This window comes from Caulobacter sp. GW821-FHT10C03 (assembly GCF_059415485.1).
In genome coordinates this window covers 171,062-188,003 of sequence record NZ_JBWKNI010000007.1, presented here as the reverse complement: position 1 = coordinate 188,003, position 16,942 = coordinate 171,062, and the positions used below count along the sequence as shown (strand labels likewise).

Below are 16,942 nucleotides of genomic sequence, written 5' to 3'. Positions count from 1 at the left end.
GCTGGTCTTCGGCTGGGCGGTATACGCTGGGAAGCGCGGTTCCTGCCCTGGGCCTCGGGGCGCCTCATGTGGCTGCTGGCGGAACGTTTGGGGGCGTATGCGGTGAGCGGCGATTTTCGCCATGTCATTGCACACGAGATTCCGCTAAGTCGTTGAAAAGCTTGCCAAGTCGCTCCAGTTCCCGGCTGGTGCGATTTTTGTGAAAAATACTCAGTAAAATCAAATGCCTATGACGAAATTTTCCGTTGCGCCCATGATGGACTGGAGCGACCGCCACTGCCGGTCGCTGCATCGCGTGCTGTCGTCGCAGGCGCTGCTCTATTCGGAGATGGTCACCACCGGCGCCGTGCTGCACGGCGATCGCGAGCGGCTGCTGGGCTATTCGGGCGACCAGCATCCGGTGGCGCTGCAACTGGGCGGGTCCGAGCCCGCCGACCTGGCCGCCGCCGCCCGCATCGGCGAGGACTACGGCTATGACGAGATCAATCTCAATGTCGGCTGCCCGTCCGACCGCGTGCAGAGCGGCCGGTTCGGCGCCTGCCTGATGCGCGAGCCCGACCTGGTGGCCGAGTGCATGGCGGCCATGGCCGACGCGGTGAAGGTTCCGGTGACGGTCAAGTGCCGCATCGGCGTCGACGACCAGGATCCGGAGGAGGCGCTGTTCACCCTGGTGGACAAGTGCGTCGCCGCCGGCGTCACCAGCTTCATCGTCCACGCCCGCAAGGCCTGGCTGCAGGGCCTGTCGCCGAAGGAAAACCGCGACGTCCCGCCGCTCGACTACCCGCTGGTCTATCGGCTCAAGCGCGAGCGCCCGGACCTGTTCATCGCCATCAACGGCGGCGTGCCCAGTGTCGACGCGGCGCTGGAGCACCTGCGGCACGTCGACAGCGTCATGCTGGGCCGCGCGGCCTATCACGAAGCCGGCCTGCTGGGCGAAGTCGACCGCCGCGTCTACGGCCTCGACGTTCCCGACGTCTCGCCCTTCGAGGCCGTCGAGCGCTACCGCCCCTATATCGAGCGCAGCCTGGCCGAGGGCTGGCGCCTGGCCGGGATCACGCGCCACATGCTGGGCCTGTTCCACGGCCTGCCGGGCGCGCGGGCCTGGCGGCGGATCCTCACCGTCGAGGGCGTGGCCGAGGGCGCGGGGATCGCGGTCGTCGACAAGGCCCTGGAAGCCGTCCGTCGCGCCGTCGACGAGCGCGAGGCGAGGGGACTGGAGTCGGCCGCAGGCTGAGCCTTAGGAACTCTTGTCGTCTTTCAAGGGTTTGCCGCCCGAACAAGACTTCAAGGGACGTCCTGAAATGAAGATTCGATTTTTCGTGGCGAGTGTCGGCGCGGCGCTGCTGGCGGCCGCCGGTTCTCAAGCCATGGCCCAGGACGGCGGAAACTTCGCCGTCGGCGGCAACATCGGCACGCCCGGCATCGGGCTCGAGGCCCAGTATCGCCTGAACGACAGCTTCGTGGTCCGCGGCGGCGGCGACTGGCTCGACTTCGACCACGACGAGACCTACAGCGGCGTCGCCTACACCGGCAAGGTCAAGTCCAAGACCGCCGGCCTGTTCCTCGACTGGCATCCGATGCAGGGCGGCTTCTTCGTCTCGGGCGGCAGCTATTTCGGTAAGCGCAAGATCAACCTTTCGGGCACGCCCACCGAGAACACCCAGATCGGCGGCGCGACCTTCACCCCCGCCCAGATCGGCACGATCACCGGCGATGTCGAGCTGTCCGACGCCCAGCCGTTCCTGGGCCTGGGCTGGGACAACACCTTCAGCGGCGACGGCGGCTGGGGCTTCCGGGTGCTCGGCGGCGTGTCGTTCAGCGACAGCCCCAAGGTCGACCTGACGGCCTCGGGCGGCACGCTCTCCAACGACCCCACCTTCCAGCAGCGCCTGCGCGAGGAAGAAGCCGAGGTCCGCGACGACGCCAAGGACTTCAAGTACTTCCCGGTCGCCCAGATCGGGCTGACGTACCGGTTCTAGGCCACCAGCGCCGCCCGGATCGCGCCCGCCGCGGCCATCGCGTCGGCCGGGGCCAGCAGCACCTGTAGGCCCCGCTGGCCGCCGTTGATGAACACGCGCTCCAGGACGAAGGCCTCGTCCTCGATGGCGGTGGGGACCTTCTTGCGCTGGCCGAACGGGCTGACCCCGCCCACCTTGAAGCCGGTCAGGCGCTCGGCGTCGGCCGGCTTCATCATGGCCGCCGCCTTGCCGCCGAAGGCCGCCGCCAGCTTCTTCATGCTGACCTCGCGGTCGGACGGCACGATCACGCAGACCGGCTTGCCGTCCACCTGGGCCATCAGGGTCTTGAGCACCTGGCCGGGCTCCACGCCAAGCGCCTCGGCGGCCTGCAAGCCCACGCGCTCGGCGTTGGGGTCATAGTCGTAGGTCGCCACCTCGAAGGCGACGCCGGCCTTGGAAAGCGCCAGGGTCGCGGGCGTGCTTTTGGACATCGGTCATCCCCCTTCAACTGTCGCGGTTGATGGCGCAAACCGCAAAACCCGTCTAGCAGTCGGCCTCTGTTTTCCGACGGACCGCCTGCCGATGACCCGCGCCGAGATCGAACCCTTCCACGCCATCGGCATCAGCCGCCTGGCGCACCAGCTGAAGGGGGAGGGGGCTTCTGTCATCCACATGGAGTTCGGCCAGCCCTCGACCGGCGCGCCCGCGCCCGCCATCGCCCGCGCCCACCAGGTGCTCGACAGCGACGGCATGGGCTATTGGGAGAGCCCGGCGCTCAAGGCCCGCATCGCCCGCCACTACGCCGAGACCTACGGCGTCGCCATCGAGGCCGAGCAGGTGATCCTGACCTGCGGCGCCTCGCCGGCGCTCGTTTTGGCCCTGTCGAGCGCCTTCTCGCCCGGCGACCGCGTGGCCCTGGCCCGGCCGGGCTACGTCGCCTACCGCAACAGCCTCAAGGCCCTGCACCTGACGCCGGTCGAGATCGCCTGCGGTCCGGAGAGCCGCTACCAGTTGACCGCCCAGGCCCTGGCCGCCCTGGATCCAGCCCCGGCGGGAGTCATCATCGCCAGCCCGGCCAACCCGACCGGCACCATCATCCCGCCGGAGGAGTTGGCGGCCATAGCGGACGTCTGCCGCGAGCGGGGCATCCGCATCGTCTCCGACGAGATCTATCATGGCCTGAGCTACGTCGGCCCGACCCACTCGATGCTGGAATTCGAGCCGACGGCCCTGATCGTCAACAGCTTCTCCAAGTACTTCAGCATGGTCGGCTGGCGTCTCGGCTGGCTGGTCGCGCCGGCCGATCTCGTGGTCCGCGCCCGCGCCTTCGTCGGCAACCTGTTCCTGACCGCGCCGTCGCTCAGCCAGCACGCGGGCCTGGCCGCCATGGACGCCCGCGACGAGCTGGAAGGCCACGTCGCCGTCTACCGCGCCAACCGCCAGCTGCTGCTCGACGCCCTGCCGACCCTGGGCCTGACCGCCATCGCCCCGCCGGACGGGGCCTTCTACATCTGGGCCGACATCGGCCATCTGACCAACGACAGCCTGGCCTTCTGCGAGCGCCTGCTGCGCGAGACCGGCGTGGCGACGGCCCCCGGCCTCGATTTCGACCCGGTCGAGGGACGACACTTCATCCGCTTCAGCTTCGCGGTATCGACGCCGCTGGTGAAGGAAGCGCTGGAGCGCATCACGCCCTGGTTCGCGGCTCAAACCGCATATTCCAAATAATGCATTGACTATCCATTATGTGAGAATAAACCTGCGCTCGTTCCGGTGTTGAATGGGCGGGTAGTCTTCCGTCTGCGCGGCGTCTCGACCGCCCCGGTACGGGAGGGCGCACCGCCATGGATCCTTTCAACCGCCGCGATTTCCTGCGCACGGCCGCCGTGGCCGGGGCCATGGTCCCCGTCGCCGCCCAGGCCGCTCAGGCCGCCGCTCCGGCCCCCGTCGCGCTGGACGCTGACGGCGTCCGCTGGCTCGACGGCGCGCCGCCCGCCGCCCACGAGGGCCAGACCTTCGGCCTGCCGTGGCCGCGACGCGCCCAGAAGGCCAGGACGACCTTCACCATCGCCGGCGCCGACGGCCAGCCCGTGCCCGTCCAGACCTGGCCGCTGGCCTACTGGCCCGACGGCTCGCTGAAGTGGACCGGCCACGCCATCCCCGCCGGCGCCGGCCTCGGCGCCGTCGCCCTCAAGGTTCAGCCCGGCAAGCCGGTCGCTCCCGCTGCCGCGGTTTCGGTGCGTGAAACGGCCGACGCGGTCGAGATCGTCAGCGGCGAGCAGTCCTGGCTGATCCCCCGCAAGGGTCCCAACGTCATCGCCCGCGCCACGGTGGCCGGCCGCGAGACCCTGCGCGACGTGCGCCTGGTGGCCCTGACCCAGGACAAGCCCGACCTCGACGACGGCCCCGTCACCCAGACCCGCTTCGAGGGCGAGGTCACGGCCGTCACCGTCGAGCAGAAGGGCCCGGTCCGCGCCGTCGTGAAGCTGGAAGGCAAGCACCGCCAGGGCGAGCGCGCCTGGCTGCCCTTCACCCTGCGCCTCTACGTCCATGCCGGCGCCCGCTCGCTGCGGATCATGCACAGCTTCATCTTCGACGGCGACGAGAACCGCGACTTCCTGCGCGGCCTCGGCCTCGTTGGCGCGGCCCCGCTGACCGACGCCCTCTATGACCGTCACGTCCGCTTCTCGGGCGAGGGCGACGGCGTATGGGGCGAGGGCGTGCGCCCGCTGACCGGCCTGCGCCGCGATCCCGGCAAGGCCTGGCGCGACGCCCAGGTGGCCGGCCAGAAGACCCCGGGGCTGGAGGGCATGGCCCCGACCGTCTCCAAGCGCCTCGACCTGATCCCGGCCTGGGGCGACTTCACGCTCAGCCAGCCCAATTCCGACGGCTTCTCGATCCGCAAGCGCACCAAGGCCGGCCACGGCTGGATCGACGCGGTGACCAGCGGCCGGGCCACGGGCCTGGGCTATATCGGCGGGGCCAGCGGCGGCGTCGCCTTCGCCCTGACCGACTTCTGGAAGCGCTGCCCCACGCGCCTGGACATCCGCCACGCCCATACCGACGCGGCTGAGTTCACCATCTGGCTGTGGTCGCCGGACGCGCCGGCCATGGACCTGCGCTTCTATCATGACGGCCTGGGCCAGACCGATCACGCCGCCGAGCGCGAAGGCCTGGAGATCACCTACGAGGACTACGAAAAGGGCTGGGGTCGCCCGCTGGGCATCGCCCGCACCAACGAGATCACCCTCTGGGCCCTGCCGACCACCCCGTCGCGGGATGAGTTCGCGGCCATGGCCGGCCGCCTGCGCGCCGCCCCGCGCCTGGTCGCCACGCCGGCCCGCCTGAAGGCGGCGCAGGTGTTCGGCGACTGGAGCCTGGTCGATCGCTCCACCCCGACCCGCCGCGTCATCGAAGACCAGAACGACGGCCTGCTCGACTTCTACATGAAGGACGTCGAACAGCGCCGCTGGTACGGCTTCTGGAACCACGGCGACGTCATGCACACCTATGACAGCGACCGTCACGTCTGGCGCTACGACATCGGCGGCTTCGCCTGGGCCAATTCCGAGCTGTCGCCGGACCTGTGGCTGTGGCTGTCGTTCGTGCGCTCGGGCCGCGCCGACGTCTTCCGCTTCGCCGAGGCCATGACCCGCCACACCGGCGAGGTCGACGTCTGCCATCTCGGACCCTATCGCGGCTTCGGCACGCGCCACGGCGTCCAGCACTGGGCCGACAGCTCCAAGCAGCCGCGCGTCTCCAACGCCGCCTATCGCCGCTACTACTACTACCTGACCGCCGACGAGCGGGTCGGCGACCTGATGCACGACCTGATCGGCGCCGACGAGACCCTCAGCCGCGTCGATATCAGCCGCAAGCTGCCGGGCGGTCCCGCCTCGCATCCGCCGGGCGTCGTCGACATGGGCTTCGGCACCAGCTGGAGCGCCTTCGCCGCGGCCTGGCTCACCGAGTGGGAGCGCACCGGCGACAAGCGTTGGCGCGACCGCCTGCTGGCCGGTATGGACAGCATCGCCGGCTTCAAGCAGCAGTGGTTCGCTGGCGGCGCCGACTTCGACCTTAAGACCGGCCGCTTCCTGGGCGCGGGCGACAAGGTCAGCGTCTCGCACCTCAACGCGGTGTTCGGCGCGGTCGAGGTCCACTCCGAGCTGTTCCAGCTGATCGACGACCCGGCCTACAAGAACGCCTGGCTCGACTACTGCCAGTTCTACAACGCTTCGGACGCCGAGTTCCGGGCCAAGACCGGCGCGCCGGCCAAGGGGCGAAACCTCAAGGAAGGCCATTCGCGCCTGACCGCCTACGCCGCCTTCCAGCGCAAGGACGCGGCCCTGGCCGAACGCGCCTGGCTGGAGTTCTTCAGCGGCGATGCGGGCCTGGGCATCGGCGCGGTGGCCACCGAGCGCCGCATCGAGGGCCCGGCCGTCATCGAGCCGATCGTCGAGATCCCCCGCGTCTCGACCAACGCCAGCTCGCAATGGGGCCTGGCGGCGATCCAGAACCTCGCCCTGGTCGGCGACGCCCTGGAAGCCGCCCGCGCCAAACTCCCCACCGCCCCCCGCCGCTCCAACGGCGGCGACGCCGGCAAGGACGCGTTCTGAACCTGCTCCTCCCCCGTGCAACGGGGGAGGGGGACCACGAAGTGGTGGAGGGGGCGAGACTGGGCGCTGTGCTTGATCCCCTCCCTCCGTAAAATCCCCGCGAAAGCGGGACAACGGATCCCTCTCCCCCTGCGGGAGAGGGTGGCCTGCGAAGCAGGTCGGGTGAGGGGTCTCTCAGAACCCAACACCGCATGCGGCGGTCAGGCCGGGTGATGCGTCTCAAGTTTGAGAGACCCCTCATCCGACGGCCTTCGGCCGCCACCTTCTCCCGCAAGGGGAGAAGGATCGCGGACGGGGATACAACGCCGTCTATCCCCGTCGAGCGTGGATCAAACCCCAACCAATCCAGCCACTTGCAACTTTCTCGCCGCCCTGGATCAGACGCGCTCAGAACCGCCGCATAATCACTGGGTCTCGCCGCACCGAAGGGGCGCGCGGCCAGCGACCATGCGGCGGCGGGATGCGATCGAGCGGGACTGGGGCGGATTGGGAAGATCCGTCGCGTCCGGGGACCTGGCGCTGGCCAGGCCCGCCCGCCGTCGGCTTGGGCGAGGATTACAGAGCACCCCTCTCCTCGTCGCCGTCCAAACGGGAAACCCGGCGGATGGTCCTGGTAAGGCGTTAAGAGCGCCGCCGCCCGGGAAGCCGGCAGTCCAACGACCGCGCGGAGCGTCTAGGCTTCGTCGAAACGGTATCTGTCTACACACCTCCGGGCGTCGCCCGGGCGCTCCGTTCCCCTTCGACAGCTCAGCGGTTCACCGCGTGAGGAAGAGAAGCCATGCGCTCAAGGAACCTCCCCCTGTGGGGGAGGCGGCCGAAGGCCGGTGGGGGGGCGTTTTCAGCTTTCGAGGCGGCGGATATCTCGCACCAACTCCCCCCTCCGATCGCTGCGCGATCACCTCCCCCAGAGGGGGAGGTTCCTCGCCGCCCGCCACCTTCTCCCGCAAGGGGAGAAGGATCACTCCGCGGCGATCGGCAGCGGCGGTTCGGTCTGCGAGCCGCCGCGCTGGGCGGCGAGCGGCAGGCGGACCTGGGCCATGAGGCCGCCTTCGACGTTCTCCAGCCGGATGTCGCCGCCATGCGCCCGGACGGTCGAGCGCGAGGTGGCCAGGCCAAGCCCGACGCCCTGCTTGGTCGAGGTGCGGGCCGCGACGCTGCGGTAGAAGGGGGTGAAGACGCGCTTGAGCTCGTCCTCGCTCATGCCCGGACCCTTGTCGCGGATCTCGGCCACGGCCTCGTCGCCGTCGACATAGAGGCTGACCCGGGCGCTGTCGCCGTACTTGACGGCGTTGTCCACGAGGTTGGTGAACACCCGCTGCAGGCCCAGCACGTCGATCTCGACCTGCGGCGTCTGGCCCGGCTCCAGGGCCACGTCGCCGCCGGTGACCTCGGCGTCGTCGACCACGCATTCGAGCAGCGAGCGCAGGTCCACGTGCTGGCGGGCGCCGGCCTCGGCGTTCTCGCGCATGAAGGCCAGCACCGAATTGATCATGGCCTCCATCTGGTCGATGTCCTGGCCGATCTCGCGGCGCAGGGAGGGCGAGGCCCGCTCGAGCCGGAAGCGCATGCGGGTCAGGGGCGTGCGCAGGTCGTGCGAGATCGCCCCGATCATCGCCGTGCGGTCGTTTATGAACCGGGTCAGGCGCGCCTGCATCTGGTTGAAGGCGCGGGCGGCGCGGCCGACCTCGGCCGGTCCGTCGGCGGCCAGCACCGGCGAGGACGGGTCGCGGCCCAGGGCCTCGGCGGCGTCGGCGAAGCCGGCCAGCGGCGCGGCCAGCCGGCGGGCGAAGACGTAGCCGATCGGGCCGACGATGGCGAACGAGACCAGGAACCACAGCAGCACGCGGCGCTGCCAGCTGTTGGGGAAGCCCTCGGGCTTGGGCTGCAGGGTCACCCAGCGGCCGTCGGAGACGCGCATGGCGGCCACGAAGTCGCCCTCGATATAGGGCGCGGGGGCCAGGCCGAAGAGGCCGCGGGCCACCGGCGCGGCCAGGGGGCGGCCTTGCGGCTGCGGTTTGGCGACGGGCTTGGCGGGCGCGGCCGAGGCCAGGCGCGGCGCGGCGCCGATCGTCTCGCTGGTCGGCTTGGCGCGCGCGGTCAGGGCCGGGGCGACGGCGACCGTGTGGCTGGTCACCGGCGCGTCGTCGTCGCTGGTGTCCGGCGGCGGCAGGGCCTCGATCGGATCGACCGCCTGCGGGGCGCCGATCGTGAAGCTCGACGAGCGGAACGGGGCGGTGAACAGCGGGTCGGTGGCGAAGCGCGGCTGCAGGCGCTGGCCGACGCGCGGCGGGGCGCCGCCGCCGATGATCCCGCCCGGCGGAACGCCGCCGGCGCTGGTTCCGGGGAAGCGCTGCTGGCCATAGCGCGAAGGCGTCCCGCCGGGGCGGTAGTCGGAGCGGGCGCCGCTGTTGCCGCCGGCCAGGGCCGCGCGGGCGGCGCGCCACATGGCGGGATTGTTCTGGGCGGCGCTGACGGGGAAGCCGACCGAGCCCGGGCCGACCGACGGCTGGGCCATCATGCCGCCGCCGGCGGGACCCATGGCCCGGCCGCCGGGAGCTGGCCCTTGGGCGTAGGCGCTGGAGCCGAGCACGGCGGTGAAGGGCAGGGCGGCGGCGTCGGCCCGGCGGCTGGCCGCGCCCGCGCCGGCGAAGGGCGGCGGCGCGTAGAACAGCAGGCGCACGTCGTCGGGATCGGCGTTCAGCAGGCGGGCGAGATCGGCGCTCGACTTCTCCGAGGCGACCCAGCCGGGGCTCGACAGCGACGGCGGCTCCTTCTCGACCGTGCGCACCAGCGGACGGGTCTCGCTGGCGTCGATCGGTCCGCCCTTCAGGCCGGCGGCGATGTCGGCCAGGCTGTGCTGGGCCGGCGGCTTGGGCGGCAGAAGCAAGGTGAGCGCCAGGGTCGCCAGCTGCGCCACGACCAGGCTGGCCAGCAGCAGGGCGACGATCTGCAGGGCGATCGGGGCGCTGGGCCGGCGCAAGGAGGCGACCAGTGACTTCATTCGACCACCACCTTGGCGTCCAGCACATAGCCGACGCCGCGATAGGTCTTGATCAGTTCCTGGTCGCACTGGGCCTCGATCTTGCGGCGCAGGCGGCTGATGTGCAGGTCGACGCCGCGGCCGACGGTCTCGGCGGCCTCGCCGCGGATGACGGTCAGCAGGTCCTCGCGCGACACCACCGAGCGGGCGTTGTCGAGCAGCAGCGACAGGATGGCCAGCTCGCCCCGCGTCAGCAGCAGCAGCGTCCCGCCCGGCGCGGTCAGCTGGCGAGCGGCCAGGTCCAGGCGGAAGCCGGCGAAGGCGTAGGTATTGCGCTTGGGGTTCTTGCCGGGCGGGCCGGCGGCGCTGCGGCGGCGCAGCAGGGCCTTGACCCGGGCCAGCAGTTCGCGCGGCGGGATCGGCTTGACCACGTAGTCGTCGGCGCCGAGCTCCAGGCCCAGGATCCGGTCGACCGGCTCGCCCATGGCGCTGAGCATCAGGATGGCCGGGCCGTCGCCCCGCGCCAGCTGGCGGCACAGCGACAGGCCGTCCTCGCCGGGCAGGTTGACGTCGAGCACGACCACATCGACGGCGCGGGCGTCCAGCACCTCGCGCGCCGCGCCGACCGTCGAGGCCTGGCGCACGGCGTAGCCCTGGGCGCCGAGGTAGCCGGCCATCTCGCGGCGGAGGACGTCGTCGTCTTCCACCAGGAGGACGGTCGCGGTCTCGGTGATCGAGGCGTCGGGGGTCATCGCGTCTGGACTATGACACACCAAAAGGCTCCGAGTCATAGGGGGAGGGGCTGCAAGCGGGCCTCTATGCGCGTCACGACGTCGCGCGGGGGTGGTATTTGCGACCGAGGCGGGAAACCCGATCATCGTTCCGCTCCGCAGTTGAGCGTGAGGATGTCGAGAATCCGCCGTTCGCCGCCGATTCGGCCCAGCTGCACGACGACGTCGACCATGGTCGAGACGTAGTCGATGGTCTCGCGCCGCGAGAGCGCCAGCCCCGCCTGCATCGTCATGAGGGCGATCTGCTCCAAGGCGCCGCGCGGCGTGCTGGCGTGCACCGTGCTCAGCGAGCCGGGGTGGCCGGTGTTGATCGCCCGCAGGAACGTCGCCGCCTCGCGGCCGCGCATCTCGCCCAGGATGATCCGGTCGGGACGCAGCCGCAGGGCGGCCTGCAGCAGGTCGTCGACATCGACCCGCGCCTCGCCCTCGTCGCCTTTCACGGCCACCAGGCCAAGGGCGTTGGGCTGGGAGAGGGCCAGTTCCGGCGCGTCCTCGACCAGCACGATGCGGTCCTCGATAGGCGCGGTGCGCAGCAGGGCGTTGAGGAAGGTGGTCTTGCCCGACGAGGTGCCGCCCGAGATCAGGATCGTCTTCCGCGCTGCGACGGCCTGGCGCAGGAACTCGATCGGCTCCTGGCGGGCGGCGGCGTCGAGGGCTTCGGGCGCGACCGGCGCGGCGGGCGGCGGCAGCGGACCCTTGCGGAAGGCCTCAAGGTCCAGGTCGGCCAGGCGGTGGCGGCGGATAGCCAGGGCCCAGCCGGCGCGGGTGGCGGGCGGTCCGACCATCTGCAACCGCTCGCCGCCCGGCAGGGTGGCGGCCAGCAGGGGGCTCTGGCGATTGACGCCCTGGAAGGTCCAGCGCGCCACCTGGGTCGCCAGCCGCTCCAGCAGCCGGTCGTCGATGGCGGGCACGAGCACGCGCTGCATGCTCCGTGCGCCGGCGGTCTCGATCCACACCTCGCCCGGCCGGTTGACCAGGATCTCCGAGACGTCGGCGCGCTCCAGCCACGGCGCGAACGGCGCCAGATAGGTGCGCAGATAGACGTCCTGCGGGGGAAAGGCCGCCGGGGCGTTCACCGGCCGAACTCCAGGTCGCGGGCGACGAACACCTGCACCGGCGTGCCCTGGGCGACGCGGATGGTCGGCGAGATCTTGCCGTCGGTCTGCAGGGCCTGGCTGGCGGCGCTGGAGGCGTCGCCGCTGGAGCCGATGACCACCGTGCTCGACGAGCCGTTCCCCAGCGACGAGGCCGCGCCGGAAACGACCGACAGCAGGATGGCCGCGCCGAACCGCTGGGCGAAGTGGCGGTCGACCTTGCCGCCGACCCCGGCCTGGCCGGTCTCGTCGGTGACGGGCGAGGCCAGTTGCACCGAGACGCCGTCGGGGCGGATCAGGCGGGTCCAGACCACGAAGGCCCGGCTCTGGCCGGTGGCGACGCCGCTCTTGTACTGGCCGATCAGCCGGCTGCCGCGCGGGATCAGCACTCGCGTGCCGTCGAAGCCGCGCACGTCGCGGCTGACGATGGCGCGGGCGTAGCCGGGCAGGTCGGAGTTCAGCGCCGTCTCCAGCACCGCCGGGATGATCGCGCCCTGCACGACGGTGCCGGCCGGGTCGGAAAGGCTGGAGGCGCGGGCGCTGGGCGGGGCGTCGTTTCCAGCCCGCAGCGCGAACTGCTCGTCGGCGCTGAGCTGTCCCTGCGGCGCGGCCGAGGCGGCCGGTCCGCCCGAGACGCGCGGCGCCGAAGCCTCGATCGCCGTGTTGTCGATGACCATCGGCCCGGCCCGCGACTGGTTCGGATCCACCCCGACGGGCGGCGGCGGTTCGGGCGCGACCTGGGGCGCGGCGGCGGGCGGCGGTGGAGCGGCGGCCAGGACCACCGGCGCGGGCGGCGCCGGCGTTGCGGCGAGCGTGGCGACCGGCGCGGCTTCCGGCCTTGCGGGCGGCGGCGCGGTGCGCCTGGCGTTCAGGGTCAGCAGGGTGATCCCGCCCAGGGCGACAGCCGCGACCACCCCCGCCGCCAGGCCCAGGCCGTCGGCGGCGGAAGGCGGGCGGGCGACGTCCGGCGCGGCGGTCGTCGAGGCCAGCCTCAGGTCGTCGGCCGACAGCCGGCGGCGCGGGTCATGTCCGGAGCGGTCGGCTTCAGCGAACATCGGACTTGCCCTTGCTGGAGGAGAACAGCGCCAGGCGCGAGCGCTTTGCCGGCGGCTCGGGGCGCGGCTGCGGCGAGGCGGCGTCGAGCGCGGGGGTCTGGTAGGAATCGTTGTGCAGCACGGCCACGGCGTTGCCCCGCCGCAGCACGAAGGCCGGCGCCACCTGGCTGGCCACCAGCCAGTCGCCCTGCGAGGTGAAGCTGACAAGGCTCTCGGACTTGTCGGTGGCGACCGCGTAGACGGCTGGCGTGGTCGTGCCTTCGGACCACCGGAAATAGGTCGCCTTGCCGTTGTCGAACACGCGCATCGGCACGGTGTCGGCCGCGCCGGTGAAGGTGTAGGCGAGATTGCGCTGCTCGGGCGGCGGAACCACCGGCTCGGCGGGCGCGGTCGGAACGGGCGCCGCGCCGGCCAGTTCGACGGCGGGCTCGTGCGGATAGCGGAAGCGCAGGTCGTAGACCACCTGGCCCTTGGCGCAGGCCGCCGTCGGCCTGGCGACCAGCTCGAAGCTGTAGCGCCGCCTGTCGGTCGAGACCGTCATGTTGCTGTGGCTGGTCTTGTAGGCGGGCTTCACGAACAGCATGTCGGCGCGCTTGTTGGGCGCGACCAGCCATTGGGCGGCGTCGCCCAGGCCGACGTTCTCGATCCGCTCGCCGGGGGCGAACTCGATCATCGTCTGGAAGCCGAAGCAGCCGTCGACGCGCACCACGACGGCGTCGTCGTAGTCGACCATCCGGATGCGGCCGTCATTTGCTTGAGCGGCGAAGGGGGCGAGCGCGGCCGCGAGGGCCGGCAGGAGCAGGGCGTGTCTCATGATCCAGGGTTCGCGGTCAGGGGGGAGGCGGCGGGTTGGGGGCGATGACGCTGGCCCAGGCCCTCGGCGCGGGGGCGTGCGGTGGCGCGGCGCGGGGACGGCGCGGCCGAGTACGCGGCGGTCGTTTGCGGGGCGATCTCCACGCGGCGGTCGGCGGGGGCGTCAGGTCGCGTCGTTGGCGGAGCGGAGACGGCGGCGACCACGGCGGCCGTGCGGGCGTCGAGCGCAGCGCGTCCGTCTGCGCCTACAGGCCCGGCGGCGGTTTGCATGGTCCGCGCCGGCTCGGCGGAAGCCGGCGCGGCTTCGCTCGAACCGCCGAACGGCCGCCAGCCGCGGGTGATGTTCCACGCCGCCCAGGCCAGGGCCAGCAGCAGCAGGACGTAGATGATCGAGCCCAGGAACAGGGTCAGGATCGGGCGGGTCTCGGCGACAGCGGCGGCCGGGTCGTCGCCGATGGCGGCGATCACCGGTCCCAGCGCCGCCAGCACGCCCGCGCCGCCCAGGGTCAGCAGCATCGGGGTGAAGGCCAGGGCGCTGGCGGTCTTGATCCAGCCTTCGAACAGGCCGCGCGTGCGGGGAAAGAGCGCCAGCACGACGAACACGGGGCCGACCGCCAGCAGCACCGCCAGCACGATGCGGGCGACGATCAGCAGGCCCGCCGTGCTGATCAGCAGCATCAGGGCGCTGGCCCAGGTCAGCTTGACGGCCGTCTGCACCTGCGGGTCGTTGGCTGGCCCGGCCTGGCCGAGGTCCTTGGCCAGATCCGCCACCTGCTCGAACACCACGTCCAGCCGCGCGGCGAAGGCCCGGGCCGCGCCGTGCGGCGCGCCCAGCAGGGCCGAGGCGATCTGGTCGGGCCCGCCGGTCAGCAGGCCGTAGACCACGGCCTGATAGGCCGGCCAGGCGGTGGCGAAGGTCAGGACGAGGCCCAGCACCACCATGCGCGGCGTCAGGGTCGACAGGCCAAGGCGCGTGCGGCCGGTGATCAGGCCGTAGGCGACGAAGGCGACATAGATGGTCAGCAGCCCGGTCAGGGTCGCGCCGAACACGCCGCCCATCCCGAACAGCCGGCCGTAGCCGGCGCTGACCGCCAGGTTCAGCTGGCAGTCCAGCGCCGCCATGCCGTCGGCCAGACCTCCGTCGGCGGTCAGCAGGGCGGGGCAGGCGCTCACGAGACCGCGCTCCGCAGCGGGATGACGTCCTCGCTGGCGGCGGCGATGACCGCCACCGGCGTCGGGCCGGGATAGGGCGTCCCGGTCAGTTCCTGCCACCAGAAGGCCGGGTGGTCGCCCAGCCGCCGGCGCAGTTCGTCCAGGCGGCGCACCGTGGTCTCGCGGCCCGACAGCACGGTGACGATCTCGGGCATGTCCGACAGGTCCAGCCGCGCCACCACGCTGTGGGCGCCGTGCTTGACCAAGAAGCAGCGGGCGTGGGCGGGCAGGGCGCGCACCAGGTCCAGCTCGTGCTCGGTCAGGCCGAAGCCGTCGGCGTAATCCTCGGCCTGGGCGCGCGGATTGGGCATGAAGATCTGGGTGGCGGCCTGCTCGATGATCGCCGTCGAGACCTGGCTTTCCAGGGCGTCGCGGGCGCTCTGGGTGCCGAAACCCAGGATGGCGTTGCGCTTGCGCAGGGTCTTCATCCAGTCGCGGATGCGGGCGGCGAACACCGGATCGTCCAGGGCTTTCCAGCCCTCATCGATCAGGATCATGGTCGGCTCGCCGTCCAGCCGCTCCTCGACGCGATGGAACAGGTACATCATCGCCGGGGTGCGAAGGACGGGCGAGTCCAGCAGCTGGGTCATGTCGAAGCCCAGGACCTTGGCGTCCAGATCCAGGCGGTCGGTCTCGTTGTCGAACAGCCAGGCGTGCGGGCCCTCGCCGCACCAGGGCGCCAGCCGCGCGGCCAGATCGCCCGGCGCGGGACGGCGACGGCCGCCCAGCAGTTCGCGGAAGTAGCGCAGGCGGCGGAAGGCCGGATCCTGGTCATAGTTGGCGTCCACCGCCCCGGCGACCAGCGCCGCCTCGTCCGGCGTCAGGGTCTCGCCCGGACCGCAGGCCAGGCGGGCGATCCAGTCGCGCAGGAAGGCGCGGTTGACCGGGCTGTCGGGCAGTTGCAGCGGGTTGAAGCCGGTCGGCTCGCCCGGCCGCAGCACCGAGTAGCCGCCGCCGATGGCCCGCACGAAGATCTCGGCCCCGCGGTCCTTGTCGAAGATCACGGTGCGCGGGCGGGCCTTCTGGGCCTGGGCGGCCAGGAAGTTCATCACCACTGTCTTGCCCGAGCCCGACGGGCCGATGATCGTGAAGTTGCCGAGGTCGGCGGCGTGGAAGTTGAAGAAATAGGGCGTGGCCGAGGTGGTCTCGAGCACGGTGATCGCCTGGCCCCAGTGCACGCCCTTGGCGCGGCCGGTCGGGAAGCTGTGCAGCGAGGCCAGGCTGGCGAAAGCGCCGGTCGAGATCAGGGCCCGGCGCGCGCCATAGGCCTCGTTGCCTGGGAACTGCGCCCAGAAGGCCGGCTCCAGGCCCAGGTCCTCGCGCACCGCCACGGCGCCCAGGTCGGCCAGGGTCGAGAGGCAGGCCGCCGCCGCGCCGTCCAGGCTGGCGAGGTCCGGCGCGCGGACCAGCAGGCTCATCTGGTGCTCGCCCAGCGCCGAGCGGCCGGACGACAGGTCGTCCTTGGCCTCGACCAGGCCCTGGCGCAGGCTGGCGCCGTCGTCGTCGGCCGCGCGGAAGCGGCGCAGGGCCGTGTCCACCCGCTCCAGCCCGATCTGCCGATCGACGAAGGCGAAGCTCTCCGACAGGGTCATCTCGAAAGGCAGGCGCAGCAGTGCGTCCAGCATCCCCGGCGCGGCCGAGGGCGGATAGTCCTTCAGCGACAGGATCGCCGCGTAGTCCTTGCCCTCGCCGAGGTCCGAGCGCTCCAGGGCGTCGAGGCCGAAGCTGACCCGGCGATAGGGCAGGTGCTGGCCGACGTCGCCAGCCGGCCACAGCATCGGCCGCAGTTCGCCGTTGAACAGGGCCGACAGGAACTCCAGCGGTTCGGAGCATCGGCCGGCCGGGGTCTCGTAGCTGGCCAGCGCGCGGGGACAATAGGCCTGCAGGGCGGCGCTCAGCGCCTCGCGGGCGGCGTCGAGGTCGCGTAGGTCGCGGGCCTCCTGCGCCTGGCGGGCGGTCTCGCCCATGCCTGCGTTCAGCAGGCGGGCGGCGCGGTCCACCAGCCCCGCCTTGCCGCGCGCCGGGCGGTGCAGGATGGTCAGGAACAGGTCGTTGACGAACAGGCTGCGGCCGGCCATCCGCGCCTGCCAGCGCTGGTCGATCATCCGGCAGACCGGATCGGAGAAGCTGGCCGTCAGCCCCGCCTGCACCCGACGGCGCAGGATGTGGTGGCGGACCACGAACCGCGAGCCGCCGATCGCCCGCAGCGCCGCCTCGCGCAGGGCCTGGCGGTGGTTCAGCTCCTCGGTGTCGGCGGTCTCGAAGGCGAAGCCTTCCAGGTGCAGCACCTGCATCAGCGAGCCGTCGCGCAGGCGCACGGTGCGCTCGTCGATCAGGCCGTCATAGGGCAGGCGGTCGCCGGCGCGCTGCTCGCCTTGCGTCCAGGCGGCGAAACCGGTCCAGTTGGGCTTTGCGCGGGTCAT

12 protein-coding genes are annotated in these 16,942 nt (G+C 71.8%); 4 read left to right on the top strand and 8 right to left on the bottom strand.

The features are described 5' to 3' along the window. Positions 1–223: 223 nt before the first annotated feature. Together dusA and AC07NG_RS11835 are read left to right on the top strand one after the other, a co-directional pair. The gene (gene dusA / locus AC07NG_RS11840; RefSeq protein WP_494594231.1) at positions 224–1,234 is read left to right on the top strand and encodes a tRNA dihydrouridine(20/20a) synthase DusA; all 1,011 of its coding nucleotides are present in this window, start codon (positions 224–226) and stop codon (positions 1,232–1,234) included. 67 nt (positions 1,235–1,301) lie between these two features. Next, positions 1,302–1,979: a hypothetical protein gene (locus AC07NG_RS11835; RefSeq protein WP_494594230.1), complete on the top strand. Its 678-nt coding sequence runs from the start codon at positions 1,302–1,304 to the stop codon at positions 1,977–1,979. Here the strand turns inward: AC07NG_RS11835 and ybaK are convergent. Further along, entirely contained in the window at positions 1,976–2,449 is a 474-nt protein-coding gene (gene ybaK / locus AC07NG_RS11830) for a Cys-tRNA(Pro) deacylase (protein ID WP_487290505.1), read from the bottom strand. The genes AC07NG_RS11835 and ybaK overlap by 4 nt on opposite strands. Positions 2,450–2,540: 91 nt before the next feature. On the opposite strand from ybaK, the gene AC07NG_RS11825 reads away from it, so the two are divergent. Continuing rightward, positions 2,541–3,686 carry a pyridoxal phosphate-dependent aminotransferase gene (locus AC07NG_RS11825; protein ID WP_494594229.1) on the top strand — a complete coding sequence of 382 codons (1,146 nt, stop codon included), beginning with the start codon at positions 2,541–2,543 and terminating at the stop codon, positions 3,684–3,686. Positions 3,687–3,802: 116 nt separating this feature from the next. Then, entirely contained in the window at positions 3,803–6,574 is a 2,772-nt protein-coding gene (locus AC07NG_RS11820) for an exo-rhamnogalacturonan lyase family protein (RefSeq protein ID WP_492857141.1), read from the top strand. Positions 6,575–7,532: 958 nt separating this feature from the next. Here the strand turns inward: AC07NG_RS11820 and AC07NG_RS11815 are convergent. From AC07NG_RS11815 to AC07NG_RS11785, 7 genes are all read right to left on the bottom strand, one after another. Continuing rightward, a complete protein-coding gene (locus tag AC07NG_RS11815) occupies positions 7,533–9,575 on the bottom strand; it encodes an ATP-binding protein (protein ID WP_494594228.1) in 2,043 nt (680 codons plus the stop codon). Then, the gene (locus tag AC07NG_RS11810; protein WP_110133148.1) at positions 9,572–10,306 is read right to left on the bottom strand and encodes a response regulator; all 735 of its coding nucleotides are present in this window, start codon (positions 10,304–10,306) and stop codon (positions 9,572–9,574) included. The genes AC07NG_RS11815 and AC07NG_RS11810 overlap by 4 nt, the downstream gene beginning before the upstream one ends. Positions 10,307–10,428: 122 nt before the next feature. Beyond that, the gene (virB11, locus tag AC07NG_RS11805; protein WP_494594227.1) at positions 10,429–11,421 is read right to left on the bottom strand and encodes a P-type DNA transfer ATPase VirB11; all 993 of its coding nucleotides are present in this window, start codon (positions 11,419–11,421) and stop codon (positions 10,429–10,431) included. Further along, the gene (locus tag AC07NG_RS11800) at positions 11,418–12,494 is read right to left on the bottom strand and encodes a TrbI/VirB10 family protein (protein WP_494594226.1); all 1,077 of its coding nucleotides are present in this window, start codon (positions 12,492–12,494) and stop codon (positions 11,418–11,420) included. Before AC07NG_RS11800 ends, virB11 begins: the two co-directional genes overlap by 4 nt. Then, the gene (locus AC07NG_RS11795; RefSeq protein ID WP_494594225.1) at positions 12,484–13,308 is read right to left on the bottom strand and encodes a TrbG/VirB9 family P-type conjugative transfer protein; all 825 of its coding nucleotides are present in this window, start codon (positions 13,306–13,308) and stop codon (positions 12,484–12,486) included. Before AC07NG_RS11795 ends, AC07NG_RS11800 begins: the two co-directional genes overlap by 11 nt. Further along, positions 13,305–14,480, bottom strand: coding sequence for a type IV secretion system protein (locus AC07NG_RS11790; protein WP_494594224.1), 1,176 nt, complete (start codon positions 14,478–14,480; stop codon positions 13,305–13,307). Before AC07NG_RS11790 ends, AC07NG_RS11795 begins: the two co-directional genes overlap by 4 nt. After that, a complete protein-coding gene (locus AC07NG_RS11785) occupies positions 14,477–16,942 on the bottom strand; it encodes a VirB4 family type IV secretion/conjugal transfer ATPase (RefSeq protein ID WP_494594223.1) in 2,466 nt (821 codons plus the stop codon). The genes AC07NG_RS11790 and AC07NG_RS11785 overlap by 4 nt, the downstream gene beginning before the upstream one ends.